General features: G+C 75.1%; 20 protein-coding genes and 1 pseudogene. 14 read left to right on the plus strand and 7 right to left on the minus strand.

Annotated features, from left to right (window positions below; genetic code table 11):
* Positions 1 to 142 (plus strand): annotated as a pseudogene (locus tag BM093_RS35025) (integrase core domain-containing protein); the annotation flags it as partial.
* Here BM093_RS35025 and BM093_RS08865 read toward each other — a convergent pair.
* Positions 143 to 844, minus strand: coding sequence for an adenosylcobinamide amidohydrolase (locus BM093_RS08865; protein ID WP_245773402.1), 702 nt, complete (start codon positions 842 to 844; stop codon positions 143 to 145).
* Between the two features lie 51 nt (positions 845 to 895).
* On the minus strand, positions 896 to 1,681 hold the full coding sequence (locus tag BM093_RS08870) for an IclR family transcriptional regulator (protein ID WP_093340175.1): 786 nt from the start codon (positions 1,679 to 1,681) through the stop codon (positions 896 to 898).
* A 114-nt stretch (positions 1,682 to 1,795) separates the two neighbouring features.
* Here BM093_RS08870 and hutU point away from each other — a divergent pair, with 114 nt between their 5' ends.
* The 4 genes from hutU to BM093_RS35825 are packed head-to-tail and all read left to right on the plus strand — an operon-like array spanning position 1,796 to position 6,247.
* Positions 1,796 to 3,451, plus strand: a complete 1,656-nt coding sequence (hutU, locus tag BM093_RS08875; protein WP_093340538.1) for a urocanate hydratase — start codon at positions 1,796 to 1,798, stop codon at positions 3,449 to 3,451.
* Positions 3,448 to 4,818, plus strand: coding sequence for a formimidoylglutamate deiminase (locus BM093_RS08880; RefSeq protein WP_093340177.1), 1,371 nt, complete (start codon positions 3,448 to 3,450; stop codon positions 4,816 to 4,818). The genes hutU and BM093_RS08880 overlap by 4 nt, the downstream gene beginning before the upstream one ends.
* The gene (gene hutI, locus BM093_RS08885; RefSeq protein WP_093340540.1) at positions 4,815 to 6,017 is read left to right on the plus strand and encodes an imidazolonepropionase; all 1,203 of its coding nucleotides are present in this window, start codon (positions 4,815 to 4,817) and stop codon (positions 6,015 to 6,017) included. The genes BM093_RS08880 and hutI overlap by 4 nt, the downstream gene beginning before the upstream one ends.
* Positions 6,018 to 6,073: 56 nt before the next feature.
* The gene (locus tag BM093_RS35825) at positions 6,074 to 6,247 is read left to right on the plus strand and encodes a hypothetical protein (RefSeq protein WP_177238347.1); all 174 of its coding nucleotides are present in this window, start codon (positions 6,074 to 6,076) and stop codon (positions 6,245 to 6,247) included.
* Here the strand turns inward: BM093_RS35825 and BM093_RS08890 are convergent.
* Positions 6,244 to 7,551, minus strand: a complete 1,308-nt coding sequence (locus BM093_RS08890; protein WP_177238348.1) for an HNH endonuclease signature motif containing protein — start codon at positions 7,549 to 7,551, stop codon at positions 6,244 to 6,246. The genes BM093_RS35825 and BM093_RS08890 overlap by 4 nt on opposite strands.
* Before the next feature lie 408 nt (positions 7,552 to 7,959).
* Between BM093_RS08890 and BM093_RS35030 the strand changes: the two genes are divergently transcribed.
* Positions 7,960 to 8,403 (plus strand): hypothetical protein, encoded by a 444-nt coding sequence (locus tag BM093_RS35030; RefSeq protein ID WP_143105305.1) that lies wholly within the window; start codon positions 7,960 to 7,962, stop codon positions 8,401 to 8,403.
* 13 nt (positions 8,404 to 8,416) lie between these two features.
* Here BM093_RS35030 and BM093_RS08895 read toward each other — a convergent pair whose 3' ends face one another.
* On the minus strand, positions 8,417 to 8,845 hold the full coding sequence (locus BM093_RS08895) for an ATP-binding protein (protein WP_093340184.1): 429 nt from the start codon (positions 8,843 to 8,845) through the stop codon (positions 8,417 to 8,419).
* Between the two features lie 423 nt (positions 8,846 to 9,268).
* On the opposite strand from BM093_RS08895, the gene BM093_RS08900 reads away from it, so the two are divergent.
* Entirely contained in the window at positions 9,269 to 9,928 is a 660-nt protein-coding gene (locus BM093_RS08900; protein WP_143105306.1) for a hypothetical protein, read from the plus strand.
* A gap of 199 nt (positions 9,929 to 10,127) precedes the next feature.
* Here BM093_RS08900 and BM093_RS08905 read toward each other — a convergent pair whose 3' ends face one another.
* On the minus strand, positions 10,128 to 10,943 hold the full coding sequence (locus BM093_RS08905; protein ID WP_093340188.1) for a crotonase/enoyl-CoA hydratase family protein: 816 nt from the start codon (positions 10,941 to 10,943) through the stop codon (positions 10,128 to 10,130).
* Between the two features lie 80 nt (positions 10,944 to 11,023).
* On the opposite strand from BM093_RS08905, the gene BM093_RS08910 reads away from it, so the two are divergent.
* The 6 genes from BM093_RS08910 (at position 11,024) to BM093_RS08935 (ending at position 17,087) form a co-directional block, all read left to right on the plus strand.
* The gene (locus BM093_RS08910) at positions 11,024 to 12,205 is read left to right on the plus strand and encodes an MFS transporter (protein WP_177238349.1); all 1,182 of its coding nucleotides are present in this window, start codon (positions 11,024 to 11,026) and stop codon (positions 12,203 to 12,205) included.
* Between the two features lie 44 nt (positions 12,206 to 12,249).
* A complete protein-coding gene (locus tag BM093_RS08915; RefSeq protein WP_093340542.1) occupies positions 12,250 to 13,053 on the plus strand; it encodes a TrmH family RNA methyltransferase in 804 nt (267 codons plus the stop codon).
* Between the two features lie 36 nt (positions 13,054 to 13,089).
* Positions 13,090 to 14,373: a sensor histidine kinase gene (locus BM093_RS08920; RefSeq protein WP_093340192.1), complete on the plus strand. Its 1,284-nt coding sequence runs from the start codon at positions 13,090 to 13,092 to the stop codon at positions 14,371 to 14,373.
* Positions 14,366 to 15,034, plus strand: coding sequence for a response regulator (locus BM093_RS08925; protein WP_093340194.1), 669 nt, complete (start codon positions 14,366 to 14,368; stop codon positions 15,032 to 15,034). Before BM093_RS08920 ends, BM093_RS08925 begins: the two co-directional genes overlap by 8 nt.
* A 141-nt stretch (positions 15,035 to 15,175) precedes the next feature.
* Positions 15,176 to 16,681 carry a multicopper oxidase family protein gene (locus BM093_RS08930; RefSeq protein ID WP_093340197.1) on the plus strand — a complete coding sequence of 502 codons (1,506 nt, stop codon included), beginning with the start codon at positions 15,176 to 15,178 and terminating at the stop codon, positions 16,679 to 16,681.
* A complete protein-coding gene (locus BM093_RS08935) occupies positions 16,674 to 17,087 on the plus strand; it encodes a hypothetical protein (protein WP_093340200.1) in 414 nt (137 codons plus the stop codon). Before BM093_RS08930 ends, BM093_RS08935 begins: the two co-directional genes overlap by 8 nt.
* Here BM093_RS08935 and BM093_RS08940 read toward each other — a convergent pair.
* Both BM093_RS08940 and BM093_RS08945 read right to left on the minus strand, forming a co-directional pair.
* Positions 17,077 to 18,609, minus strand: a complete 1,533-nt coding sequence (locus BM093_RS08940) for an AMP-binding protein (protein ID WP_093340202.1) — start codon at positions 18,607 to 18,609, stop codon at positions 17,077 to 17,079. The two genes, BM093_RS08935 and BM093_RS08940, sit on opposite strands and share 11 nt — an antisense overlap.
* A gap of 145 nt (positions 18,610 to 18,754) precedes the next feature.
* Positions 18,755 to 19,990, minus strand: coding sequence for an MFS transporter (locus BM093_RS08945; protein ID WP_093340205.1), 1,236 nt, complete (start codon positions 19,988 to 19,990; stop codon positions 18,755 to 18,757).
* Positions 19,991 to 20,044: 54 nt separating this feature from the next.
* On the opposite strand from BM093_RS08945, the gene BM093_RS08950 reads away from it, so the two are divergent.
* A complete protein-coding gene (locus BM093_RS08950; protein WP_093340207.1) occupies positions 20,045 to 21,229 on the plus strand; it encodes an ROK family transcriptional regulator in 1,185 nt (394 codons plus the stop codon).

Consider the following 21,229-nt stretch of genomic DNA (forward strand, 5'->3'; position numbering starts at 1 on the left):
CCAGCCGTATCAGTCCGAGACCGAACGCCAGGTCGCGTTCGGGGACTGGCTCGACTGGTACAACTTCCACCGACCCCACACCGGAATCCGAGGCCACGCACCAGCCGACCGCGTCACCAACCTCTCCGGATCACACAGCTAGTCACCCGTCCGACGCGGCGAAGGCGGCACGCTCCCGGGCCAGGCCGGTCGTCACGGCGGCGTGGGCCGCCGCCGCGAGCGCCTGCCCGACCGGGGAGCGGGTGCCCAGGTACCGGGTCGGTTCCTCGTCCCTGTACTCGCCGTCGGCGGCGATCGGGCACAGCAGCGTCACCGAGTCGGTGCAGGTACCCGTCCCGTCGATCCCGGCCTCCAGGAACGCCTGCGCCTTCGCCTCGGTCACCGTGATCACGCCGTTGACCAGCGCCTCCGGCGTGGCCGGCCGGTCCAGCCAGGCCACCGCGTTGACCGTTCCGGCCCGGCAGCGCTCGCCGACCGCGGCGTCCTCGACCGCCGGCCACAGGGCGTGCTGCCCGACCCCGGTCGTCACCGACATCGTCACCCCGGGCCGGGCGACGGTCACGGCGGCCGTGTCGACCTCGACCGCGGTGAGCAGGCCGACCCCGGCCTCCGGGGCCAGCCCCACCGACGCGGCCAGCCGCGCGAGGTACGCGGCGGGCTCGTCGTCGTCGAAGTCGGTGGGCACCGTCGCGTTCAGGACCCAGCGGCTGGTCCCCAGCCCGCCGCCGAGGACCCCGCTCGACACCGACCGCCACGCACGGTCGCCCTCCCAGCGCAGGACGGGACGACCCTCGACACGGTGCAGCGAACTGGTCCAGCCCCGGGGCCTCGGCGACGTGATCACCCGCTCGATCCTGCCAGGGCGCGACCGCGCCGTCGGTGGTGCTGCCGCCTGTCAGAACCAGTCCACCGGCGCCGTGCCGGACATCGCACGCGTCAGCAGCCGGGCCGCGGTCCGCACGAGCTCGGCGATCTCCGCGGCCGGGGCCCCGGCCCCGTCGATCCGGCGGGTCACGCTGAACGCGGCGACCGGGGTGCCGGTGTGGTCGAAGGCGCACGCACCGACCGACCGGAGGCCCTCGGTGATCATCGAGTCCTCCTGCGCGTAGCCCTGTCGCCGCTCGGCCGCCAGCAGCGACCGCAGCTGCGCGAGCGTGGCCGGACCGTGCTCGGTGCGGGTCACCAGCGCCGGCCCGAGCAGCGCCCGGATCTGCGCGGCACCCAGGTGGGCGAGGATCGAGCGCCCGTTCGCGGTGAGCGAGGCGGGCAGCCGCACCCCGACGTCGGTGACGAGCGCGAGCGGCGCCTGCTGCCGGGCGGGGCGCTCCTTGACCAGGTAGAGCGTGTCGGCGCCGTGCAGGATGCCGAGGTGGGCGATCTCGCCGGTGCGGGCGGCGAGCCGGCGGGCCAGCGGTCGCCCGAGGTGTTCGAGCGAGTCGTGGCGCAGGTAGGCGCTGCCGATCTCGAACGCGGCCACCCCGAGCCCGTAGCGCCGCTGGTCCGGGTAGTGCACGACGAAGCCGCGCTCGGTGAGCACGGCCAGCAGGTGGTACGCCGACGAGCGCGGGATGCCGAGCTCGCGGACCAGGGTGGCGCCGGGGACCGGCCCGGGGCGCGCGGCCAGGAACAGCAGGACGTCGAGCGCCCGGCCCACCGCCGGTGAGGTGCTGCTCCCGGTCACGGGGCCCAGCGTAGGCCCGGGGTGTCTCGGATCCCGGACACAGCGGGCCGCGCGGTGCTGGATCGCCGCCGGGACGACGGCGTGCACTGGGCCGGTGACCGGAGGGAGACCGTCATGGTGCCGACAGCGGTACGCGCCCCGCGGGGCAGCGGGCTGAGCTGCCGCGGCTGGCCGCAGGAGGCCGCGCTGCGGATGCTCATGAACAACCTCGACCCCGAGGTGGCCGAGCGTCCGGAGGACCTGGTCGTCTACGGCGGCACCGGCCGGGCCGCGCGCAGCTGGGCGGCGTTCGACGCGATCGTCGGCTGCCTGCGCGAGCTCGCCGGCGACGAGACCCTGCTGATCCAGTCCGGCAAGCCGGTCGGGGTACTGCGCACCCACGAGTGGGCGCCGCGGGTGCTGCTGGCCAACTCCCACCTCGTCGGCGACTGGGCCGACTGGTCGCAGTTCCGGCGGCTGGAGGCCGCCGGGCTCACCATGTACGGCCAGATGACCGCCGGGTCGTGGATCTACATCGGCACCCAGGGCATCCTGCAGGGCACCTACGAGACGTTCGCCGCCGTGGCCCGCCGCCGGTTCGGCGGCTCCCTCGCGGGCACGGTCACGCTCACCGCCGGGCTCGGCGGGATGGGCGGGGCGCAGCCGCTGGCCGTCACGATGAACGGCGGCGTGGCGCTCTGTGTGGAGGCCGACCCGGCCCGGATCGAGCGCCGGCTCGCGCACCGCTACCTCGACGAACGGGCCGACGACCTCGACGACGCCCTGCGGCGCGCCACCGTGGCCCGGGACGCGCGGCGGCCGTTGTCGATCGGCGTCGTCGGCAACGCCGCGGAGGTCGTCCCGGAGCTGCTGCGCCGCGCGGCCCCGATCGACGTCGTCACCGACCAGACCTCCGCCCACGACCCGCTGACCTACCTGCCGATCGGCACGGCCGTCGGGGACCGGGCCGCGGAGGCCGCCGCGGACCCGGACGGTTTCACCGCGCGGGCCCGCGCGTCGATGGCCGCGCACGTCGAGGCGATGGTCGGGTTCGCCGACCGCGGTGCCGAGGTGTTCGACTACGGCAACTCGATCCGCGACGAGGCCCGCCGCGGCGGCTGTGCGCGGGCCTTCGCGTTCCCCGGGTTCGTGCCCGCCTACATTCGCCCGCAGTTCGAGCGGGGCCGCGGCCCGTTCCGGTGGGCGGCGCTGTCCGGCGACCCGGCCGACATCGCCGTCACCGACCGCGCGGTGCTCGAGCTCTTCCCGGCCGACGAGAGCCTGCGCCGCTGGATCACGATGGCCCGGGAGAAGGTCGCGTTCGAGGGCCTGCCCGCGCGGATCTGCTGGCTCGGCCACGGCGAACGGCACCGGGCCGGGCTGCGGTTCAACGAGCTGGTCGCCGCCGGGGAGATCTCGGCGCCGATCGTGATCGGCCGCGACCACCTCGACGCCGGGTCGGTGGCCTCCCCGTACCGCGAGACCGAGGCGATGCGCGACGGCTCGGACGCCATCGCCGACTGGCCGCTGCTCAACGCGCTGGTCAGCACCGCGTCGGGGGCCTCGTGGGTGTCGATCCACCACGGTGGCGGCGTCGGCATCGGCCGCTCCCTGCACGCCGGCCAGGTCTGTGTCGCCGACGGGACCGAGCTCGCCGCGGCCAAGCTGGAGCGGGTGCTCACCAACGACCCCGCGACCGGGGTGCTGCGCCACGCCGACGCCGGCTACCCGGACGCGCTGCGGGTCGCCGCCGAGCACGGGATCCGGGTCCCGATGGGGCAGCGCCGGTGACGACCGCCTGGTGGTGCGAGCACCTGTGGGCCGGCGCCGTCGAGCACGACGTGCTGGTCACCGCCGAGCACGGCCGGATCACCCGGGTCGAGCCGGGAACGCCGCGCCCGGTGGGGATCCCCGTGCTGCGCGGCCTCGTCGTGCCCGGGCTCGCGAACGCGCACTCGCACGCCTTCCACCGGTTGCTGCGCTCGCGCGCCCAGACCGGGCGCGGCACGTTCTGGACCTGGCGCGAGCTCATGTACGACGTCGCCCGGCGGCTCGACCCGGACACCTACCGGGAGCTGGCCACCGCGGTGTACGCGGAGATGGCGCTGGCCGGGGTCACCGGCGTCGGCGAGTTCCACTACCTGCACCACGACCGCGACGGCGCCCGCTACGCCGAGCCGAACGCGATGGGACTCGCCCTGGCCGACGCGGCCCGCGCCGCCGGGATCCGGCTCACCCTGCTCGACACCTGCTACCTCGCCTCCGACGTGGACGGAGCGCCGCTGCGCCCGGAGCAGCTGCGGTTCGGCGACGGGTCCGGGGACGCCTGGGCGTCCCGGGTGGACGCACTGCACGCCCGTCTGTCCGGTGTGGACGGTGTGCTGGTCGGGGCTGCGCTGCACTCGGTGCGGGCGGTGCCGCCGGAGCACACCGCCGCCGTCACCGGGTGGGCGGCGGCGCACGAGGCGCCGCTGCACGTGCACGTCGCCGAGCAGGTCGACGAGGTGCGGCGCTGCCGCGCGGTGCACGGCCGCACCCCGGTCGGGCTGCTGCACGACACCGGGGTGCTCGGGCCCCGCACGACCGCCGTGCACGCCACCCACCTGACCGAGGCCGACATCGAACTGGTGCGCGCCACCGGCACCGGGGTCTGCTTCTGCCCGACCACCGAACGCGACCTCGGCGACGGCGTCGGGCCGGCCCCGGAACTGCTCGCCGAGCCGCCCGTCGCGTGCTGCCTCGGTTCGGACTCGCACGCAGTGATCGACCTGCTGGCCGAGGCCCGCGCCCTCGAGCTGGACCAGCGGCTGCACCGCCGGCAGCGGGGCCTGTTCGACGCGGCGACGCTGCTGGGCTGCGCCGCCGACCACCGGGCGCTGGGCCGGCCCGACGCCGGCCGGATCGCTCCCGGGGCCCGCGCCGACCTGGTCGCGATCGACCTGGGGACGGTCCGCACCGCGGGTGGGGGACCGGCGGCGGAGACCGCGGTGTTCGCCGCGAGCGCGGCCGACGTGACCGATGTGGTCGTCGACGGCCGGGTGGTCGTGCGGGACGGCAGGCACCTGGGCGTCCCGGACGCCGCGGGCCGGCTCGCGGCGATCACGGCGGAGCTGCTGGACTCGTGTCCGCGGGCCGCCGGGCTGCCGGAGCGACCATGACCGTGCTCTACACCGGCATCGGCGAGCTGGTCACCAACGACCCGGGCATCGGGGACGGCTCGCCGCTGGGCGTGCTGCCCGACGCCGCGGTCGTCGTGGACGGCGACCGGATCGTGTGGGTCGGGCCGGCTGCGCGGGCGCCCGCCGCCGACCACCGGGTCTCGTGGGGCGGGGACGCGGCCGTGCCCGGCTTCGTCGACAGCCACGCCCACCTGGTCTTCGCCGGCGAGCGTTCCGCGGAGTTCGCGGCCCGCACGTCCGGCAGGCCCTACACCGCAGGCGGCATCCGTACCACGGTCGCGGCCACGCGCACCGCCGACGACGGCCGGCTCGGTGCCGGTGTGGCGCGCCTGGCGGGGGAGATGCTCGCGGCCGGGATCACGACGTTCGAGTGCAAGAGCGGCTACGGCCTGACCGTCGACGACGAGCGGCGCGCGTGCGAGATCGCCGGCCGCTTCACCCCCGAGACCACCTACCTCGGTGCGCACGTCGTCCCGGACGAGTACGCCGGACGCCGCGACGACTACGTCGACCTGGTCCGCGGGCCGATGCTCGACGCGTGCGCCCCGCACGCGCGCTGGGTGGACGTGTTCTGCGAGCGCGGCGCGTTCGACGCCGACGAGTCCCGCGCCGTGCTCACCGCGGGCCGCGACCACGGCCTCGGCGTGCGGGTACACGCCGGTCAGCTCGGCCCCGGCGCCGGTGTCGGGCTGGCCGTCGAGCTGGACGCGGCCTCGGTGGACCACTGCACGTTCCTCTCGGATGCCGACGTCGCCGCACTCGCCGGGAGCCGCACCGTGGCGACGCTGCTGCCCGGGGTGGAGTTCAGCACCCGCACGCCGTGGGCGGACGGGCGCCGCCTGATCGACGCCGGCGCGACGGTCGCGCTGGCCACCGACTGCAACCCGGGCAGCTCGTTCACCACCGCCATGGGGTTCTGCGTCGCGCTCGCGGTGCGGCACATGGGCCTGAGTCCGGGCGAGGCGGTGCACGCGGCCACCGCGGGCGGGGCCGCGGCCCTGCGCCGCAGCGATGTCGGCGCCGTCACGCCCGGCCGCCGGGCGGACCTCGTGCGGTTGGCCGCGCCGTCGCACGTGCACCTCGCCTACCGGCCCGGCGTGCCGCTGGTCCGCGAGGTCGTGACGGCCGGGACGCGGTACGTGGCCGGACCGCTCGGGCGAGCCGAAACCGGGACGTAACCGGCAGGACGTCTGTGCTCCGCCGTCCGGAGACCCGGCCCGGTCACCCTGGCCGTATGAGTGAGAACAGCATCCGTCATGCGGACGCCTCCTGGCCGCACCCGGGCAGCGAGGCGGCCCGGAGCGAGGGCCGGTACGTACCGGCTCCGCGGACCGGCGGCACCGAGGACACCGCAATTGCTGCCGGCACCGACATGTGCGCGGACGCAGCCGTGACGATGCGCGACTAGGCACGAGCCACCTCCGGGATCCACTCGGTGGGTGGTCGGGGTCGCGGAACCACTGCGGCGGCAACGAGGTCGGGCCGGTGCAGCGGGTTGCGGCGTGGCCCGCCAGGTATCCAGGGCGGTGGGTGGAACAGCGGGAACCCGCCGTCCATGCTGATGGTCCAGTCGCCCTGGTGGATGACGCGGTGGTGCCATCCGCAGAGCAGGACCAGGTTCGTGAGGTCGGTCGGCCCGCCGTCGACCCAGTGGTCGATGTGGTGGGCGATGCACCATTGGGGCGGTGTCTCGCAGCCGGGGAAGGCGCATCCGCCGTCGCGCTGGGCCAGTGCGCGGCGCTGGGCTCGGTTGGCGAAGCGGAGCTCGCGACCGACGAACAGCGGCTCGCCGGTGGCGGCGAGCACGATCGGGACGGCCCGGGCGTCGCAGGCCAGGCGCAGCGCGGTCTGGGCGTCGATCGCCGCGGCCAGTCCGCCCTCACCGAAGGAGAGCAGCGCGGCACCGCTGCGGTTCTGCAGGGTCTCCAGCGGCACGGTGACGCTCACGCGCACGGCTTCGGTGGCTTCGGTACCGAGGGTGTCGGTGGCGAGCAGGCGCCGGGCCAGTTCGGTGAGTCCGTCGCCGTTGCGTTCGGCGGTGCTGCGTTCGTCGCGCCTGCCGGGATCGGCGGGGTCGCCGGGTACCGGTGGGACGGGGGCGGTCAGCGGGGACAGCGCGGTGCGCAGGAGGGCGGCGGATTCGGTGTCGAGCCAGCCGCGCAGCTCGGTGCCGTCGCCCAGCGGGCGCAGGGTGAGCCGGTTGCGGGTGGGTGTGGGGGTGCGGGGGCGGCGTCCGTCGGGGTCGAGTACGGCCAGGGCGCGGCGGCCGATGGTGCGCACGGCGTCGGGGTCGAGCAGCCGGGCGTAGCGCACGAGCTGGGTCTCCAGGTCCTGCCGGTGCGCGTCGAGGTGCGGCGGGAGCTCGGCGAGGACCTGGCGGATGACGCGGACGTGCTCGGCGGACACGGCGTGCTCGTGCACCGCGCGGGCCAGGATCGGTAGGCGGGGTTCGACGATGGTCCCGCCGACGAGGACCCGGGGTTCGACGTCGGCGGCGGCACCGACGCGGTCGCGGGCGGTGGCTCGGGAGATGTTCTGGGTGCTGCGCAGCAGTTCCGCGGTGTCGCGAGCCCCGGCGCCGGTGGCCAGGGCGCGGCGGTCGACCTCGGCGACGAGGGCGTACAGGGAGGCCATGGCCTGGTTCAGGGCACGCTGGTGGTCGGCCAGGGCGAGGAGCAGGTCCTCGTCGCTGCGTGTCGACCAGTTGTCCATGAGATCGATTCTAGTCGAACAAATGTTCGTTTTCATGATCGAAAGCCAAGCGGTCGGCTTGCCGCGACAAGCGGACCGCTTGGCTCGAATTCAGACACGTGACGCGGATTCGTGGCCAGCGGATGGGCTTGTCGAGAAGACCAACTGAAGGCCATCGGCATCAATGGGCCTCGATCGAAGTAGTTGCAGGCCTGCAACTCACTCGATTGCTCGTTCTGTGGGGCTCGGGCGGGGCCTGGAGGAGGTCCTTTGGCTCACCGTTGTTCTCTTGCTGATTGCGTAAGCTTGTTTCGCCGGTCTGGATGGACTCGAAGGCGGTGGGTGGTGTCGAGTCGTCGTTCAAGAAAGCGTCGTCGGTCGCGATCCGGAGGCCGGTGGACGAACTGGCGGCAACTCCCGTGGCTGATCGTGGTCGGTGTCGTCCTCTACGTCGTTGTTCTTCCCGAGGCGGGAACGATCGGCGTGGTCGCTTTCGAAGTTGCCTTCCTGGTCTTCTGGTACCTCTTCTTCAAGAACACTGTCTGTGACTTTCAGGGGCGTAACGGGCCCTGTAGTCGAGATTCTTACGGCAAGCTCCGCGGTTGCGGAGTGTTCGTTTCTCATTCCCGAGGGAAGCGCGCCGCACTGCTCGACGCGCTCAATCTCGCTAATCCGGAGAACGCTTTCCGGGTGACCTGGAGCGATGACCGTACTGCTGCGCGGACCGTCCCCCTGGAGTCGCCCCGGGCCCCAACTGGAACGACGCGTCCCGAGAATCGGTCACAGGCGCGCTTCAATCTTCTCTCGCTCGTCGTGGCGACGATCGGTTCCACAGCCGGAGTTCTCGCACTCTTCATCGGCCCCGGCTCGTGACCGGTCGTTCGAGTCAGAACTGACGCGACCCAGTGCATGCCCCCGGGCACCGCCCGAGCGTTCCGCAGAACGACACGGTGGTCCCGTCCGGGCCGTGGTCCACGCGGGCTTCCTCGGTCATCGCTTCGATCATGTTCAGGCCACGGCCGCGGAATCCCGGGTCGGCCGGTGGGTCCCGCCAGCGGCCGTGGTCGGAGACCTGCAGCCGGACCGAGGAGCCCTCGGCGGTCCCGTGCAGCACGACGACACCGGACGGGTCGCCGTCATAGGCGTGTTCGGCAGAGTTGGACACGGCCTCGTTCACCGCGAGTACCAGGTCCTGTGCGGTCGCGCAGGGCTGCTCACCCCCGCAGAGCGAGGTGAGCCACCGTCCGGTCACCCTGCGGGACCGCACGGCCGCGTCGGGTTGGGCGGCCAGCTCCACGTGCAGGATCGGAGACATGCGGAAGCTGTACCCGATCCGGCTCGGCGCGATTCATCGGCCCGTCACGGGCTGCATCACGTCACACACCGGGGACCGTCGCCGGTGATCCTCTCGGGTGTTTGTGGCCCGGAGCCCGGGGAACCCCTGCCGAGTTCCCTGCACACCACGTCCCTGCACACCACCTTCCGGCCACCGGGTGGTCGGTCGTGCCACAGTGAGCCGGTCGGTAGCGAACAGCTCAGCATCACCGAGTAGGTCGGTACCGGTCGGTCAGCATCGAGAAGGTCAGTACCGAGTCGCTCGGTATCGAGCCGGTCGGTATCGAGTAGGTCAGCACCGGACGGCGAACGCGTCGCCGACCGGCGTCCGGCGTCCGGGCCCCTCCGGACGGCCGCCGCCGTCGCCGCGGTCGCCTCCCGGTGGAGGAGGAGAGGAACGCGCATGGCATCGCAGACCAGTGGCACGACGGACAACGGCGCCCCCGTTGCGGCACGTATGGAGCGCGCGGCCGAGCGGGCCGAGCAGGCCGCGGATCGCGCCGAGCGGGCCGCGCGGGTCCTCACCCACGCCGTGGGCGGTGCGACCGACGGCGTGAGTCAGGCCGGTGGCTCCGAGGGCGGCGCCGGTCGGGGGAAGGCCGGGAAGAAGTCCGACGAGGGCGACACGACGTCGGGCAAGAAGGCCCAGAAGAAGTCCGACAAGAAGAGCGACAAGAAGGCCGGTAAGAAGGCGGAGAAGAAGTCCGGGAAGAAGGCCGACGCGAAGGCCGCGAAGAAGGCTGCCGAGAAGGCCCGCCGCGCCGAGGAGAAGGAGGCCGAGCAGGCCGTCCGGATCGAGGCGAAGTCCGGGAAGAAGGACGCCGCGAAGAAGGACAAGAAGGACCCGGCCAAGAAGGCCGAGAAGGGCAAGAAGGGCGCGAAGGCGAAGCAGCTCGCCGGCACCGCGAGCGAGCGGCCCGGAGGGGTCGGCGTGCCGGACACCGAGCCTGCGGACAAGGCGGCCCGCCGCATCGCGGCCGAGGCGGAGGCTGCCCGGTTCGCGGCCGCCGTCGAACGCAAGGTCGGCGGCAGCGCGCGGCGAGCGGGAACCGCCGGCGTCTGAGGCCTGACCTCGGCCGGCACCTGACGCCGGGGACGGTCACCCGTCCCCGGCCCGGCCCACCGGCGTGTACCGGGGGATCAGCGCCGATGTCCGCTCCGCGGGCATCGCGCGGCGCCGATGTACGGTCCGCGGTCGTCGCGCAGTGTTGATGTGCGCTCCGCGAGCGTCGCGGTGCCGATGTTCGCTCCGCAAGCGTCCCTCAGTCCCGGTACACGCCCGGGCGCTTCTCCATGTGCGCGGTGACCGCCTCCTGCAGATCGGCCGAGATCAGCGTGCCGCTGTTCCAGGTCGCGATCTGGTCGAGGCCGTCGGCGACCGAGTGGTCGCGGGCGTAGGTGATCGCGTACTTGCTGCCCCGCATCGCCAGCGGCGACTTGGCGGCCAGCTGGGCCGCCAGCGCCGACACCCCCTCCTCGAGGGCGGTGGCGTCGTCGTACACGCCGTTCACCAGGCGCAGCTCCTTCGCCTCGATGCCGGGGACCGGGCGGCAGGTGTAGGCCAGCTCCCGGGTGACGCCCTCGCCGACGATCCGCGGCAGCCGCTGCAGCACACCGACGTCGGCCGCCAGCCCCATGTCGACCTCCTTGAGCACGAACGACGCGTCGGCCGTCGCGTAGCGCAGGTCGCACGCCGCGGCCAGGTCCAGGCCCGCGCCGAGGCAGACGCCGTGCACCGCGGCGATCACCGGCTTGCGGCAGCGCTCGATCGCGGTCAGGCAGTCCTGCAGGTCGAGGATCGTGCGGCGCAGCTTCTCCGCGCCGTGGCCGGGCGAGGGGTCCGCGGCGGTCTGCTGCAGCCCGCCCAGCATCGCGAGGTCGATCCCGGAGCAGAAGTGCTTCCCGTTGCCGCTGATCACCACGATCCGGACCGACGGGTCGGCGTCGAGCTCGCGCATCGTGTCGCGGAGCCCGAACCACATCGGCTCGTGCAGCGCGTTCGCCGCCTCCGGCCGGTCCAGCCGCAGCCGGGCGACCCCGTCCGCCACCTCGACCGCGATGTTCGTCGGCTCGCCCATCCGCTGCACTCCCTCGCATCCGTTCCGTCCGGCACCGGGGAGGCTACCCCGGAGTAACTCCGGCCTGACACGATGCGGTGGTGCAGGACGGAGGCCGGGACGCCCGGACGTGGTGGGTGGCCTGCGGGCTGCTGTTCGTGACGGCGTTCGGCACCAACGTGCCGGTACCGCTGCTGCTGGTCTACCGGGTCGAGCTGGACCTGGCGGCCAGCACCCTCGCCGCGGTGTTCGGCGTCTACGCCCTCGGGCTCGCCCCGTCGCTGCTGTTCGGCGGCCCGGCCTCGGACCGCTTCGGACGCGTGCGGGTGCTGCTGCCGGCCGCGGTCGGTGCCGTCGGGGCGTCGCTGCTGTTCCTGGGTGCCGGCTCGGCGCTGTGGCTGCTGTTCGCCGCCCGTTTCGTGCAGGGGCTCGCCTCCGGCGCCGTGTTCTCGGTGGGCAGCGCCTGGCTGCAGGACCTGGCCGGGACCGCCGGCGCGGCGCGGGCGGCCCGCGCGGCGTCGGTCGCACAGACCGCCGGGTTCTGCATCGGCCCGCTCGTCTCCGGGCTGCTCGCCACCTACGGGCCGTGGCCGCTGACGCTGCCCTACCTGGTGCACGTCGCGCTGATGGTGCCCGCCGCCCTCGCCGTCCTGCTGGTCGTCGGGCTCGGCGCCCCACCGTCCACGGGGGAGCCGCGCGGGCTGTTGCCGCGCCCCGGCCTGGACGCGCTCGGCCGGCGCACCTTCGTCCGGGTCGTCGTCCCGACCGCGGTGTGCGTCTATGCGTTCCCGTCGGTCTCGGTGACCGTGCTGCCGCTGCTGCTGCCCGGCGCGTCGGGGCTGGTCGCGTTCACCGGGCTGCTCGCCGCGCTGACCCTGGGCACCGGGACGCTGGTGCAGCCGTTCGCGCACCGGCTCGGCCCGCGGACCGCCCCGGTCGGGGCCGGGATCGGCGCGCTCGGGTTCGCGGCGGGCACCCTCGCCGCGGCCGCACCGTCGATCGGCACGGTCGCCGTGGCCGGGATCCTGCTCGGTGCCGGCGGCGGGCTGTGCCTGAACGCCGGCCTGACGCTGGTCGGACGGCTGGCCCCGGCGTCCGGGCGCGGGGCCGCGAACGGGCTGTTCTACACCGCCGCCTACCTCGGGTTCGCCACGCCGTACCTGGCGACCGCGTTCGTCACCGTCGGGGAGCTGGTGTGGCCGCTGCTGGCGCTGACCGCGGTCACGGTGACGACGGCGACCTGGCTGGCGGTCCGTACCCGCGCCCGGGCCGACACCGGCTGAACCGGTCCGGTGCCGGGCGGACGGCGCCGCCTAGGCTCGTCGACGTGCCCGACCTGACCAGCACCGCCAACCCGCGCGTCAAGAACCTGGTCCGGCTGCGCACCCGCCGCCACCGCGACGCCGCCGGCGTCACGCTGATCGAGGGGCACGACGAGCTGGCGCTGGCCCTCGACGCCGGGGTGCGCCCCACCGAGGTCTACTGGGCCCCCGACCTGGTGCGCGACCGGGGGCTGCTGGACCGGATGCCCGGGGCCCGCGCGACGTCGGTGAGCCGTGAGGTGTTCGCCCGCATCGCCTACCGCGAGTCCCCGGACGGCTGGCTCGCCGTCGCCCCCGCGCCGGGCCGTCCGCTCGCCGATCTGGTCCTGCGCCCGGACGCGCTGGTGCTGGTCGCCGAGGGGATCGAGAAGCCCGGCAACGTCGGCGCGATGCTGCGCACCGCGGAGGCCTGCGGTGCCGACGCCGTGGTCATCGCCACCGCGGACCGGGCGGGCACCGACTTCGCCAACCCGAACGTCGTCCGGGCGTCCAAGGGGACGGTGTTCGCCGTCCCGGTCGCCTCGGCGACCACCACCGAGGTGGTGGACTGGTTGCGCCGCAACGAGATCAGGACGTTCGTGACGACGCCGGCCGGGTCCACCGAGCTGGCCCGTGCCGATCTCGCCGGGCCGTCGGCCCTGGTGGTCGGGACCGAGGCCACCGGGGTCACCGACGCCTGGCTCGACGCCGCGGACACCACCGTGGTGATCCCGATGCACGGCACGGTCAACTCGCTCAACGCCTCGATCGCGGCCGCGGTCGTGCTGTTCGAGGCGGTCCGGCAGCGCTCGGCTACGTCAGCGCGCTGACGCGCGGACCCGCCCGCGCTGCGTAGCCTGCGGCCTATGCCGAGCCTGCGCGACGTGCTCCTGGCCCTCGTGGTGGCCGTCGTCGCGGTGGTGGGCGCCCTGCTCGGGGATCCGTCCGGGCGTCCGCTGCTGCCCTGGGGTGTGGTGCTGATCGGGCTCGCCGCCCTGGCGTTGTGCTGGCGGTCCCGGTACCCGATGCCGGTGCTGGCCGCGGTCATGGCGCCGACGGCGGTCTACTACTGGCTCGACCACCCCGACGGGCCGGCGGCGCTGCTCGTCGCGGTCGCCGTCTACACCGTCGCCAGCCGGGTGCCGTGGCAGCGGGCGCTGCTGGCCGGAGTCCTGGTGACGGTGGTCTGGACGGGCACCGAGCAGCTGCTCATCGCCCCACCGGTGGAGGTGCACCTGGACCACTACTCGTGGATCGCCGTCACCGTCGCGCTCGGGGTGGCGGTCGGTGCGGTCCGGCGCGCGGCGCAGGCCTCCGCCGAACGGACCGAGGAACAGGTGGCCCGCCGGGTCGAACAAGAACGGCTGCGCATCGCGCGCGACGTGCACGACGTCGTCTCGCACAGCCTGTCGATGATCGTCGTGCAGGCGGGTGTCGGCGCGCACGTGGCGGCCCGTCGGCCGGAGGAGGCCGTGGCGGCGCTGGAACGGATCCGCGACGCCGGCGGCGACGCGTTGCGTGAGCTGCGCAGCACCCTCGCGCTGCTGCGGTCCCCGGACGACGGCGACCCGCACGACGGTGCTCCGGCCGGCGGCGACCCGGCCGGCGGCGACCCGGACAGTGACGCTGTGGACGGCGGCGAGCGGGTCGGCGGGCTCGACCGGCTCGACGAGGTCGTGCGTGCCGCCCGGGCCGCGGGCCTCGTCGTGACCGTCACCGGGGAGGCCGGTGCGCTGCCCGACGAGGTGGACCGGGCCGCGTTCGGGATCGTCCGGGAGGCGGTGACGAACACGGTCCGGCACGCCGCGCACGCCTGCGAGGTGCGGGTGTCGTTCGAGCGGACCGCGGACCGGCTGCGGCTGCGGGTCGGCGACGACGGCGGCGCCTCGGCCTCGCCCGCCGGCGGTCGTGACCGGCCGGCCGGGCAGGGCCTGCGTGGCCTCACCGAGCGTGCCGAGGCACTCGGCGGCCGCCTCACCGCGGGCCCCGGTACCGACGGCTGGACCGTCGACGCCGAGCTGCCGGTACCGCCCGGCACCCCCGGGAACGCGCACCGGACCGGGCCGCGCGCACCCGATCGGGTGCGCGTCCGCGGGTTCCGTGCGCGGACCGCGGGCGACGCGATCGAGAGGAACGGCAACGGTGGATGAGGTGCGGGTGCTGCTCGCCGACGACCAGCCACTGATCCGGGCCGGGCTGCGCGTGCTGCTCGAGACCGAGGACGGCTACGCGGTCGCGGCGGAGGCGTCCGACGGCGCCGAGGCGGTGCGCGGGACCCGCCGGACCCGCCCCGACGTGGTGCTGATGGACATCCGGATGCCCGGCACCGACGGCCTCGACGCCCTCGCCGAGATCACCGGCGACCCGGAGCTGGCCGGTACCCGGGTGATCGTGCTGACCACGTTCGACCTCGACGAGTACGTCTACCGGGCGCTGCGGTCGGGGGCGAGCGGGTTCCTGCTCAAGGACACCGAACCGGCCGCGCTGCTGCGCGCGATCGACCTGGTGCACGCCGGGGAGGCGTTGCTCGCGCCGTCGGTGACCCGGCGGCTGATCACCGAGTTCGCCCGGCACGGGCCCGCCGCGCCGCCCGCGCGCGACCGGCTGGCCGTGCTGACCGGCCGGGAACGCGAGGTGCTGGCGCTGGTCGGGCGCGGGCACACCAACGGCGAGATCGCCGCCGAGCTGGTGATCAGCCCGGCCACCGCCCGGACGCACGTGGGCCGGCTGCTGACCAAGCTCGACGCCCGGGACCGGGTGCAGCTGGTCGTGATCGCGCACGAGACCGGCCTGGCCGGCACCCGCCGCTGAGCGACGAACCCCGGGCCGGACCCCGAGACCCTGCGGCGTGTCCCCGAGGCCCGGCCCGGGGGACTACGTCGAGACGCGTAGGCACGGGTGACGTCCGGGCGCCGATGTGCCGGTACCGGCTGCCCGGCGAAGCTCGATGCCATGAGCAGAGCGTTCACCCGCCGGGGTTTCCTGGCCTCGGTGCTGGCCGGGGCGGGCGCCGCCGCGGGCGGGATCCTGCTCCAGTCCTGCGCCACGCTGCCGGAGTCCGCGCCGCGCCCGGCCCCGGCGCCCCGGCCGCTCGCGATCCCGCCCCTCGCACCGTCCACCTCGGACGGTGGGGTGCGGACGTTCCGGCTGACCGCGGCCCCCGGCGACAGCGGTTTCCTGGCCGGAGCCCGGACCCCGACCTGGGGCTACGACCTGCCGTTCGGCGGGCCCACACTGCGCGCCGCCCGCGGTGAGCGGGTCCGCGTGCACGTCACCAACCGGCTGCCCGAGACCACGACCACGCACTGGCACGGGATGACCCTGCCCGCCGTGATGGACGGCGGCCCGCACCAGCCGATCGAGCCCGGCGCCACCTGGAGTCCGGAGTGGACGATCGAGCAGCCGGCCGCGACGCTCTGGTACCACCCGCACCCGCACGGGCACACCGAGCGGCACGTGCACCGCGGGCTGGCCGGACTGTTCCTGATCGACGACGCCGCCGGTGCCGGCGGCCCGCTGCCGCACCGATACGGCGTCGACGACCTGCCCGTCGTCGTCACCGACCGGGTGTTCACCGCCGACGGCTCCTTCGACGAGACCCGGCGCAACGCGCACGGCCTGGTCGGGGACACCCTGCTGGTCAACGGCACCGTCGCGCCGTACCACGTGGCCACGACCGCGCGGATCCGGCTGCGGCTGCTCAACGCCTCCTCGGCCCGCTGCTACCGGTTCGCCCGCTCCGACGAACGCCCGCTGGTGCTCGCCGGCACCGACTCGGGCCTGCTGGCCGCGCCGCGGCCGGTCCCGGACGTGCTGCTCACCCCCGGCGAGCGGGCCGAGGTGCTGCTCGACCTCGAACCGGCGCGCCCGGTGGTGCTGCGCTCGCTGCCCCAGGACCTCGGCGCCGTGTCCGGCAACGAGCGGTCGATCGGCGCGCTCGACACCCTCGACGTGCTGCAGATCCGGCCCGCCGCCGAGCTCGAACCGGCCCCGCCGCTGCCCGCCGCGCTGCCGCACGACCCGGGCCCGGACCCGGCGACGGCCACGACCGTGCGCCGCTTCGAGCTCGGCAACAACACGATCAACGGGAGAACGATGGACATGAGCCGTGTCGACGAGGTCGTCCCAGCCGGGGCGACCGAGGTCTGGGAGCTCACGAACGTCCACTCCCGGCCGCACAACCTGCACGTCCACGACGCCCGCGGGCAGGTGATCGAGGCCGGCGGCCGGGCCGTCCCGCCGGAGCTGCGGACCTGGAAGGACACCGTCTACGTGCCACCCCGCACGACCACCCGGCTGGTGCTGCGCTTCGGCAGGCACGCCGACCCGGCCACGCCGTACATGTACCACTGCCACCTGCTCTACCACGAGGACCAGGGGATGATGGGGCAGTTCGTCGTCGCACCGCCGGGGACCACCGAGGTGCCCCCGATCCTGGCCGGCGGCGACCATGGGTAGGTCGCTCGCGACGGCACCGTTCCGGGTGTGGGCGGTGTTCCACGGGCTGCTGGTGCTCACCCAGGTCGGGCTCGCCGGGGCGCTGCTCGACGCCGTCGATTACGCGCTCGAGGGCCACGGCGGCGTCGGCGGCTCGCTGATCCTGGTCGCGATGATCCAGACCGCGCTCGCCGTCCTCGCGACCTGGCCGGGCGGGATGCCGGCCTGGCCGATCGCGGCCGGCGCGGCACTGGTCGTCGCCGACACCGCGCAGGTCGCGATCGGGCACGCCGGGCTGCTCGGGCTGCACGTCCCGCTCGGGGTGGCGACCGTCGCCGGCCAGCTCGCCGTCACGGTGCGGGCGCTGCGCCCGGCCCGGCGCGCGCCGGCGGCCCGGCGCGAGAGCCCGGCCGGGCTCAGCCGGTGAGCTCGGCCCGCAGCCGCTTCTTGTCGGTCTTGCCGATGCCGGTCAGCGGCAGCTCGTCGACGAAGCTGATCTCCCGCGGCACGTACATGTCCCCGGCCCGGTCGGCGACCAGCCCGGCCAGGTCCGCGGCCGAGGGCGCCGGATCGGCGGCGACGACGGCGGCGTGCACGGCCTCGGTGCCGTCGCCGTCCGGGGCGCCGAACACCGCGGCGTGGCGCACCCCCGGGTGCTCCATCAGCGTGTCCTCGAGCTCCGAGGTGTACACGTGCCCGCCGACCACGACGACCATGTCCTTCACCCGGTCCACCAGGTGCAGGTAGCCGTCCGTGTCCTGGCGGGCCACGTCCCCGGTGCGCACCCAGCCGTCCACGATCGTCCCCGCGGTCAGCTCCGGCTGCTTCCAGTAGCCGTCCATCTCGGTACCGGTCCGCACCCAGAGCTCGCCGCGCTCGTCGGGGCCCACCCGGGCGCCGTCGTCGCCGACGATCGCGATCTCGGTGCTGGGCACGACCCGCCCGACCGTGCCGATCAGCTCCGGCCGGTCGTGCTCGTCCGGGGTGAGCACGCTGATGCCTCCGGCCTCGGTCTGGCCGTAGAACTGGGTGAACACCGGGCCGATCCGCCGGTGCGCCTCGGCGATCCGGCGCGGGGCGGCGGGCGCCCCGCCGTAGATCACCGTGCGCAGCGAGGACAGGTCGGTCCGGTCCAGGTCGGGGTGGTCGAGCAGCCGGTACAGCAGCGGGGGCAGCAGCCAGGCGTGGGTGATCCGCTCGCGTTCGACGGCGGCGAGGAAGTCCCCGGCGTCGAACCGGTCCTGCAGCACCACGGTCCCGCCCCCGGCGAGGATCCGGTCGGCGAGCCCGCCGCCGGCGTGCGCGATCGGGGTGGCGACCAGCAGCCGGGCCGGCCCCGAGGCCATGCCGGACAGCATCCGGCGGACCTCCGCCGACCGCAGGTGGTGACCGAAGGTGTAGGTGATGCCCTTCGGGTGCCCGGTCGTGCCGCCGGTGTGCCGGATCTGGGCGACGTCACCGGCGCGGGCCCGGCCGCGGACCGGGCCGGCCGGGGCGCCCGCGGCCGAGGCGAGCACGTCGGAGACGAGCGCGCGGGCCTCGACCGGCCGGGCCCGCTCCAGCACGTCGACCGCGGACGGGGTGTCGGCCAGCACGAGATCGGCCTCGACGTCGTCGAGGATCCGGGCCTGGGCGGCGGCCGACAACCCGGCGTGCGGCTGGGTGACACCGGCACCGAGCAGGTTCACCGCCCAGCGTGCCATCAGTGCCTCGGGGGAGTTCCCGGCCAGCAGCGCGACGATCGTGCCGGGCCGGACCCGGTCGTCGAGGGTGTGCGCGATCCGGTGCACGGTGTCCGCGACCTCTCCCGCGGTCCGGCGCCGGCCGCCGTGCACCAGGGCCTCCCGGTCCCGGTTGGCCCCGAGCGCGTCGAGGAGCTCCTCGACGTCGGAGCGGATCGGTGCAGCGGACCCCGAACCGGCGGGTGCACCGGTGGTCGCCGTGGTCATGGTCGCCCTCCTCGCTGTCGCGAGCGTTCCCGTCGTGATCGCCACAGCGCGATCGTTGCCTTATGCAACGATAAGCCCGGAGATCGGCTTCCCGACGGTGACGTGACCGACAGCAGGTTCGGCGACGGGCTGCTGCCCCGGTGACTCAGGCGGCGAGCGCGAGGTCGCGGCGGCGCTCGGACCGCTCCATCCGCACCGCCGCGAACAGCGCGGCCAGCCCGAGCAGGGGCAGCACGGTGGCGACGGCGGCCGGTGCGGTCAGGCCCCAGCCCGCGGCCAGCACGACGCCGCCCAGTGCTGCGCCGATCGCGTTCGCGACGTTGAACGCCGCGTGGTGCAGCGCGGCGCCCAGCGTCGGGCCCTCCCGCCCGGCGTCCATCAGCCGGGTGGCCAGCGCGGGCGTGGTCGCCGTCGTCGTGAAGGCCAGCGCGAACAGCGTGACCAGGGCCGCGACCGCCGAGGCCGCGGTCAGCGCGAACAGCGCCATCGACACCGCCGCCGCCCCGAGCCCGACGGCGATCGTCCGGATCGGGGCGAGCTCGGCCAGCCGGCCGCCGATCTGGTTACCCAGCGTCATGCCGATGCCGTACACGGCCAGCGCCACCGGGACCGCGGCGGCGGCGAGTCCGGACACCTCGGTCAGCACGGGGGTGATGTAGCTGTAGACGGCGAACGAGCCGCCGAACCCGGCCGCGATGACCGCCATCGTGATCCACACCTGGCCGCGGCGCAGTGCCGAGAGCTCGCCGCGGATCGACCCGCGGTGCGGGTCGCGCACGTCCGGCACCAGCAGCCAGACCGCCAGCACGGTCAGGGCGGCGATCGCGCCGGTCGCCAGGTAGGCCGCGGGCCAGCCCGCCGCCTGGCCCAGCCAGGTCGCGCCGGGCACGCCGACGATGTTCGCGATCATCAGCCCGCTCATCACGGTCGCGATCGCCCGCGGGCGCCGCTCCCGGGGCACCAGCGAGGCCGCCAGGACCGACGCCGCGCCGAAGTACGCGCCGTGCGGCAGCCCGGCCAGGAACCGGGTGCCGACGAACGTCGCGAACGTCGGGGCGAACGCCGACGCGACGTTGAACAGCGCCAGCGCGGCGGCGAGGGCGAGGACGAGGTGCTTGCGGGGCCACCGGGCGCCCAGTACGGCGAGCACCGGCGCGCCGACGACGACGCCGAGCGCGTAGGCGCTGATCGCGGTCCCGGCCTGGGGCACCGAGGCGCCGAGGTCCGCGGCGAACGCCGGCAGCAGGCCCATCGAGGCGAACTCGGTGGTGCCGATCGCGAGCCCGCCCAGCGCGGTGGCGAACAGGGCCGGACCGGCGCCCCCGGTGGTGGGGCCGGTCGTGGGGGAGGGGGTGGGAGAGTGACGGGGGCGCGTCGGCATAATTTTCATCGCGCCACGAGGATAAGGAGCGCAGGCTCGGAGGTGTCAAACGAGATGGGCTCGGTGTCAGCCGGTTCACGTCCCGGTCGGGCCGAGACCGACCGCTGGCGGGCGACCGCCGAGGCGCTCGCCGAGGTCCGCCGCGAGCCGGGGCTGACCCGGGTCGAGCTGGCCCGGCGGCTGCGCCTGGCCAGCGGCTCGGCCACGGAGATCGCCGGCCGGCTGCGCGAGCTGGGCTGGGTGACCGAGGAGCGGGCGCCGTGCGGTGGGCGCGGGCGGCCCACCACCCGGCTGGTGCCGGCGCCGGGCGGACCCGCGGTCGTGGCCGTCGACGTGCGGTTCGAGGGCTGGCGGGCCGGCGTGGCCGGGCTGGACGGGGTGCCGGCCGCGGTACGGACCGGCCGGCACGCCCGCCGCGACCCGGACGCGGTCGCCGCCGAGCTCGACACCGTGGTCGGCGAGCTCGTCGCGGCCCACGACGGCCCGGTCGTCGCGGCCGGGATCGGGGTGGCGGCCACGGTCGTCGACGAGCACCTGGCCCAGGGGGCCGGGCAGGGCTGGAGCCCACTCGACGTCCGCCGGATCGGCGCGGGGCACGGCCTGCCGGTGCTCGTCGGCAACGACGCGAACCTGGCCGGGGTCGCCGAGGTGCGGGACGGGGCGGCCGCGGGAGCCGGCACGGCGCTGTTCCTCACCGTGGAGGTCGGCATCGGCGGTGCCCTGCTGCTCGGCGGGCGGCCGCAGACCGGTGCCCGGGGCGCGGCCGGGGAGTTCGGGCACCTGCCCTTCGGCGACCCGGCGCTACCGTGCGCGTGCGGGGCCCGGGGGTGCTGGAACAACGGGGCCGACGGACGGGCGCTGGCCCGGCTGCTCGGTGAACCGGAGCCCGACGACCCGTACGGCTACACCCGGACGGTGCTGGACCGGGCCGTCGGCGGCGAGCCGGGCGCGGCGGCGGCGGTGACGGCGGCGGCCGCGTCGCTCGCCCGCGGCACGGCCGGGCTGGTCAACGCGCACGACCCGGAGGTGGTGGTGCTCTCCGGGCTCGCACCCGCGCTGCGGGCCGCCGCGCCGGAGGCCTTCGACGTCGCCTACGGGGCCGGGCTGATGGCGTTCCGCCGGTCCGCGCCGCCACCGGTGCGCGACGCCGCGCACGGCGCCGACGGCGTCCTGCGCGGGGCGGCTGCGATCGCGCTGGACCACGCCACCTCGGCGCGGGGTCTCGCCACCCGCGGGTGA

Origin of the sequence: Pseudonocardia ammonioxydans (assembly GCF_900115005.1) — a bacterium.
GTDB classification, from domain to species: domain Bacteria; phylum Actinomycetota; class Actinomycetes; order Mycobacteriales; family Pseudonocardiaceae; genus Pseudonocardia; species Pseudonocardia ammonioxydans.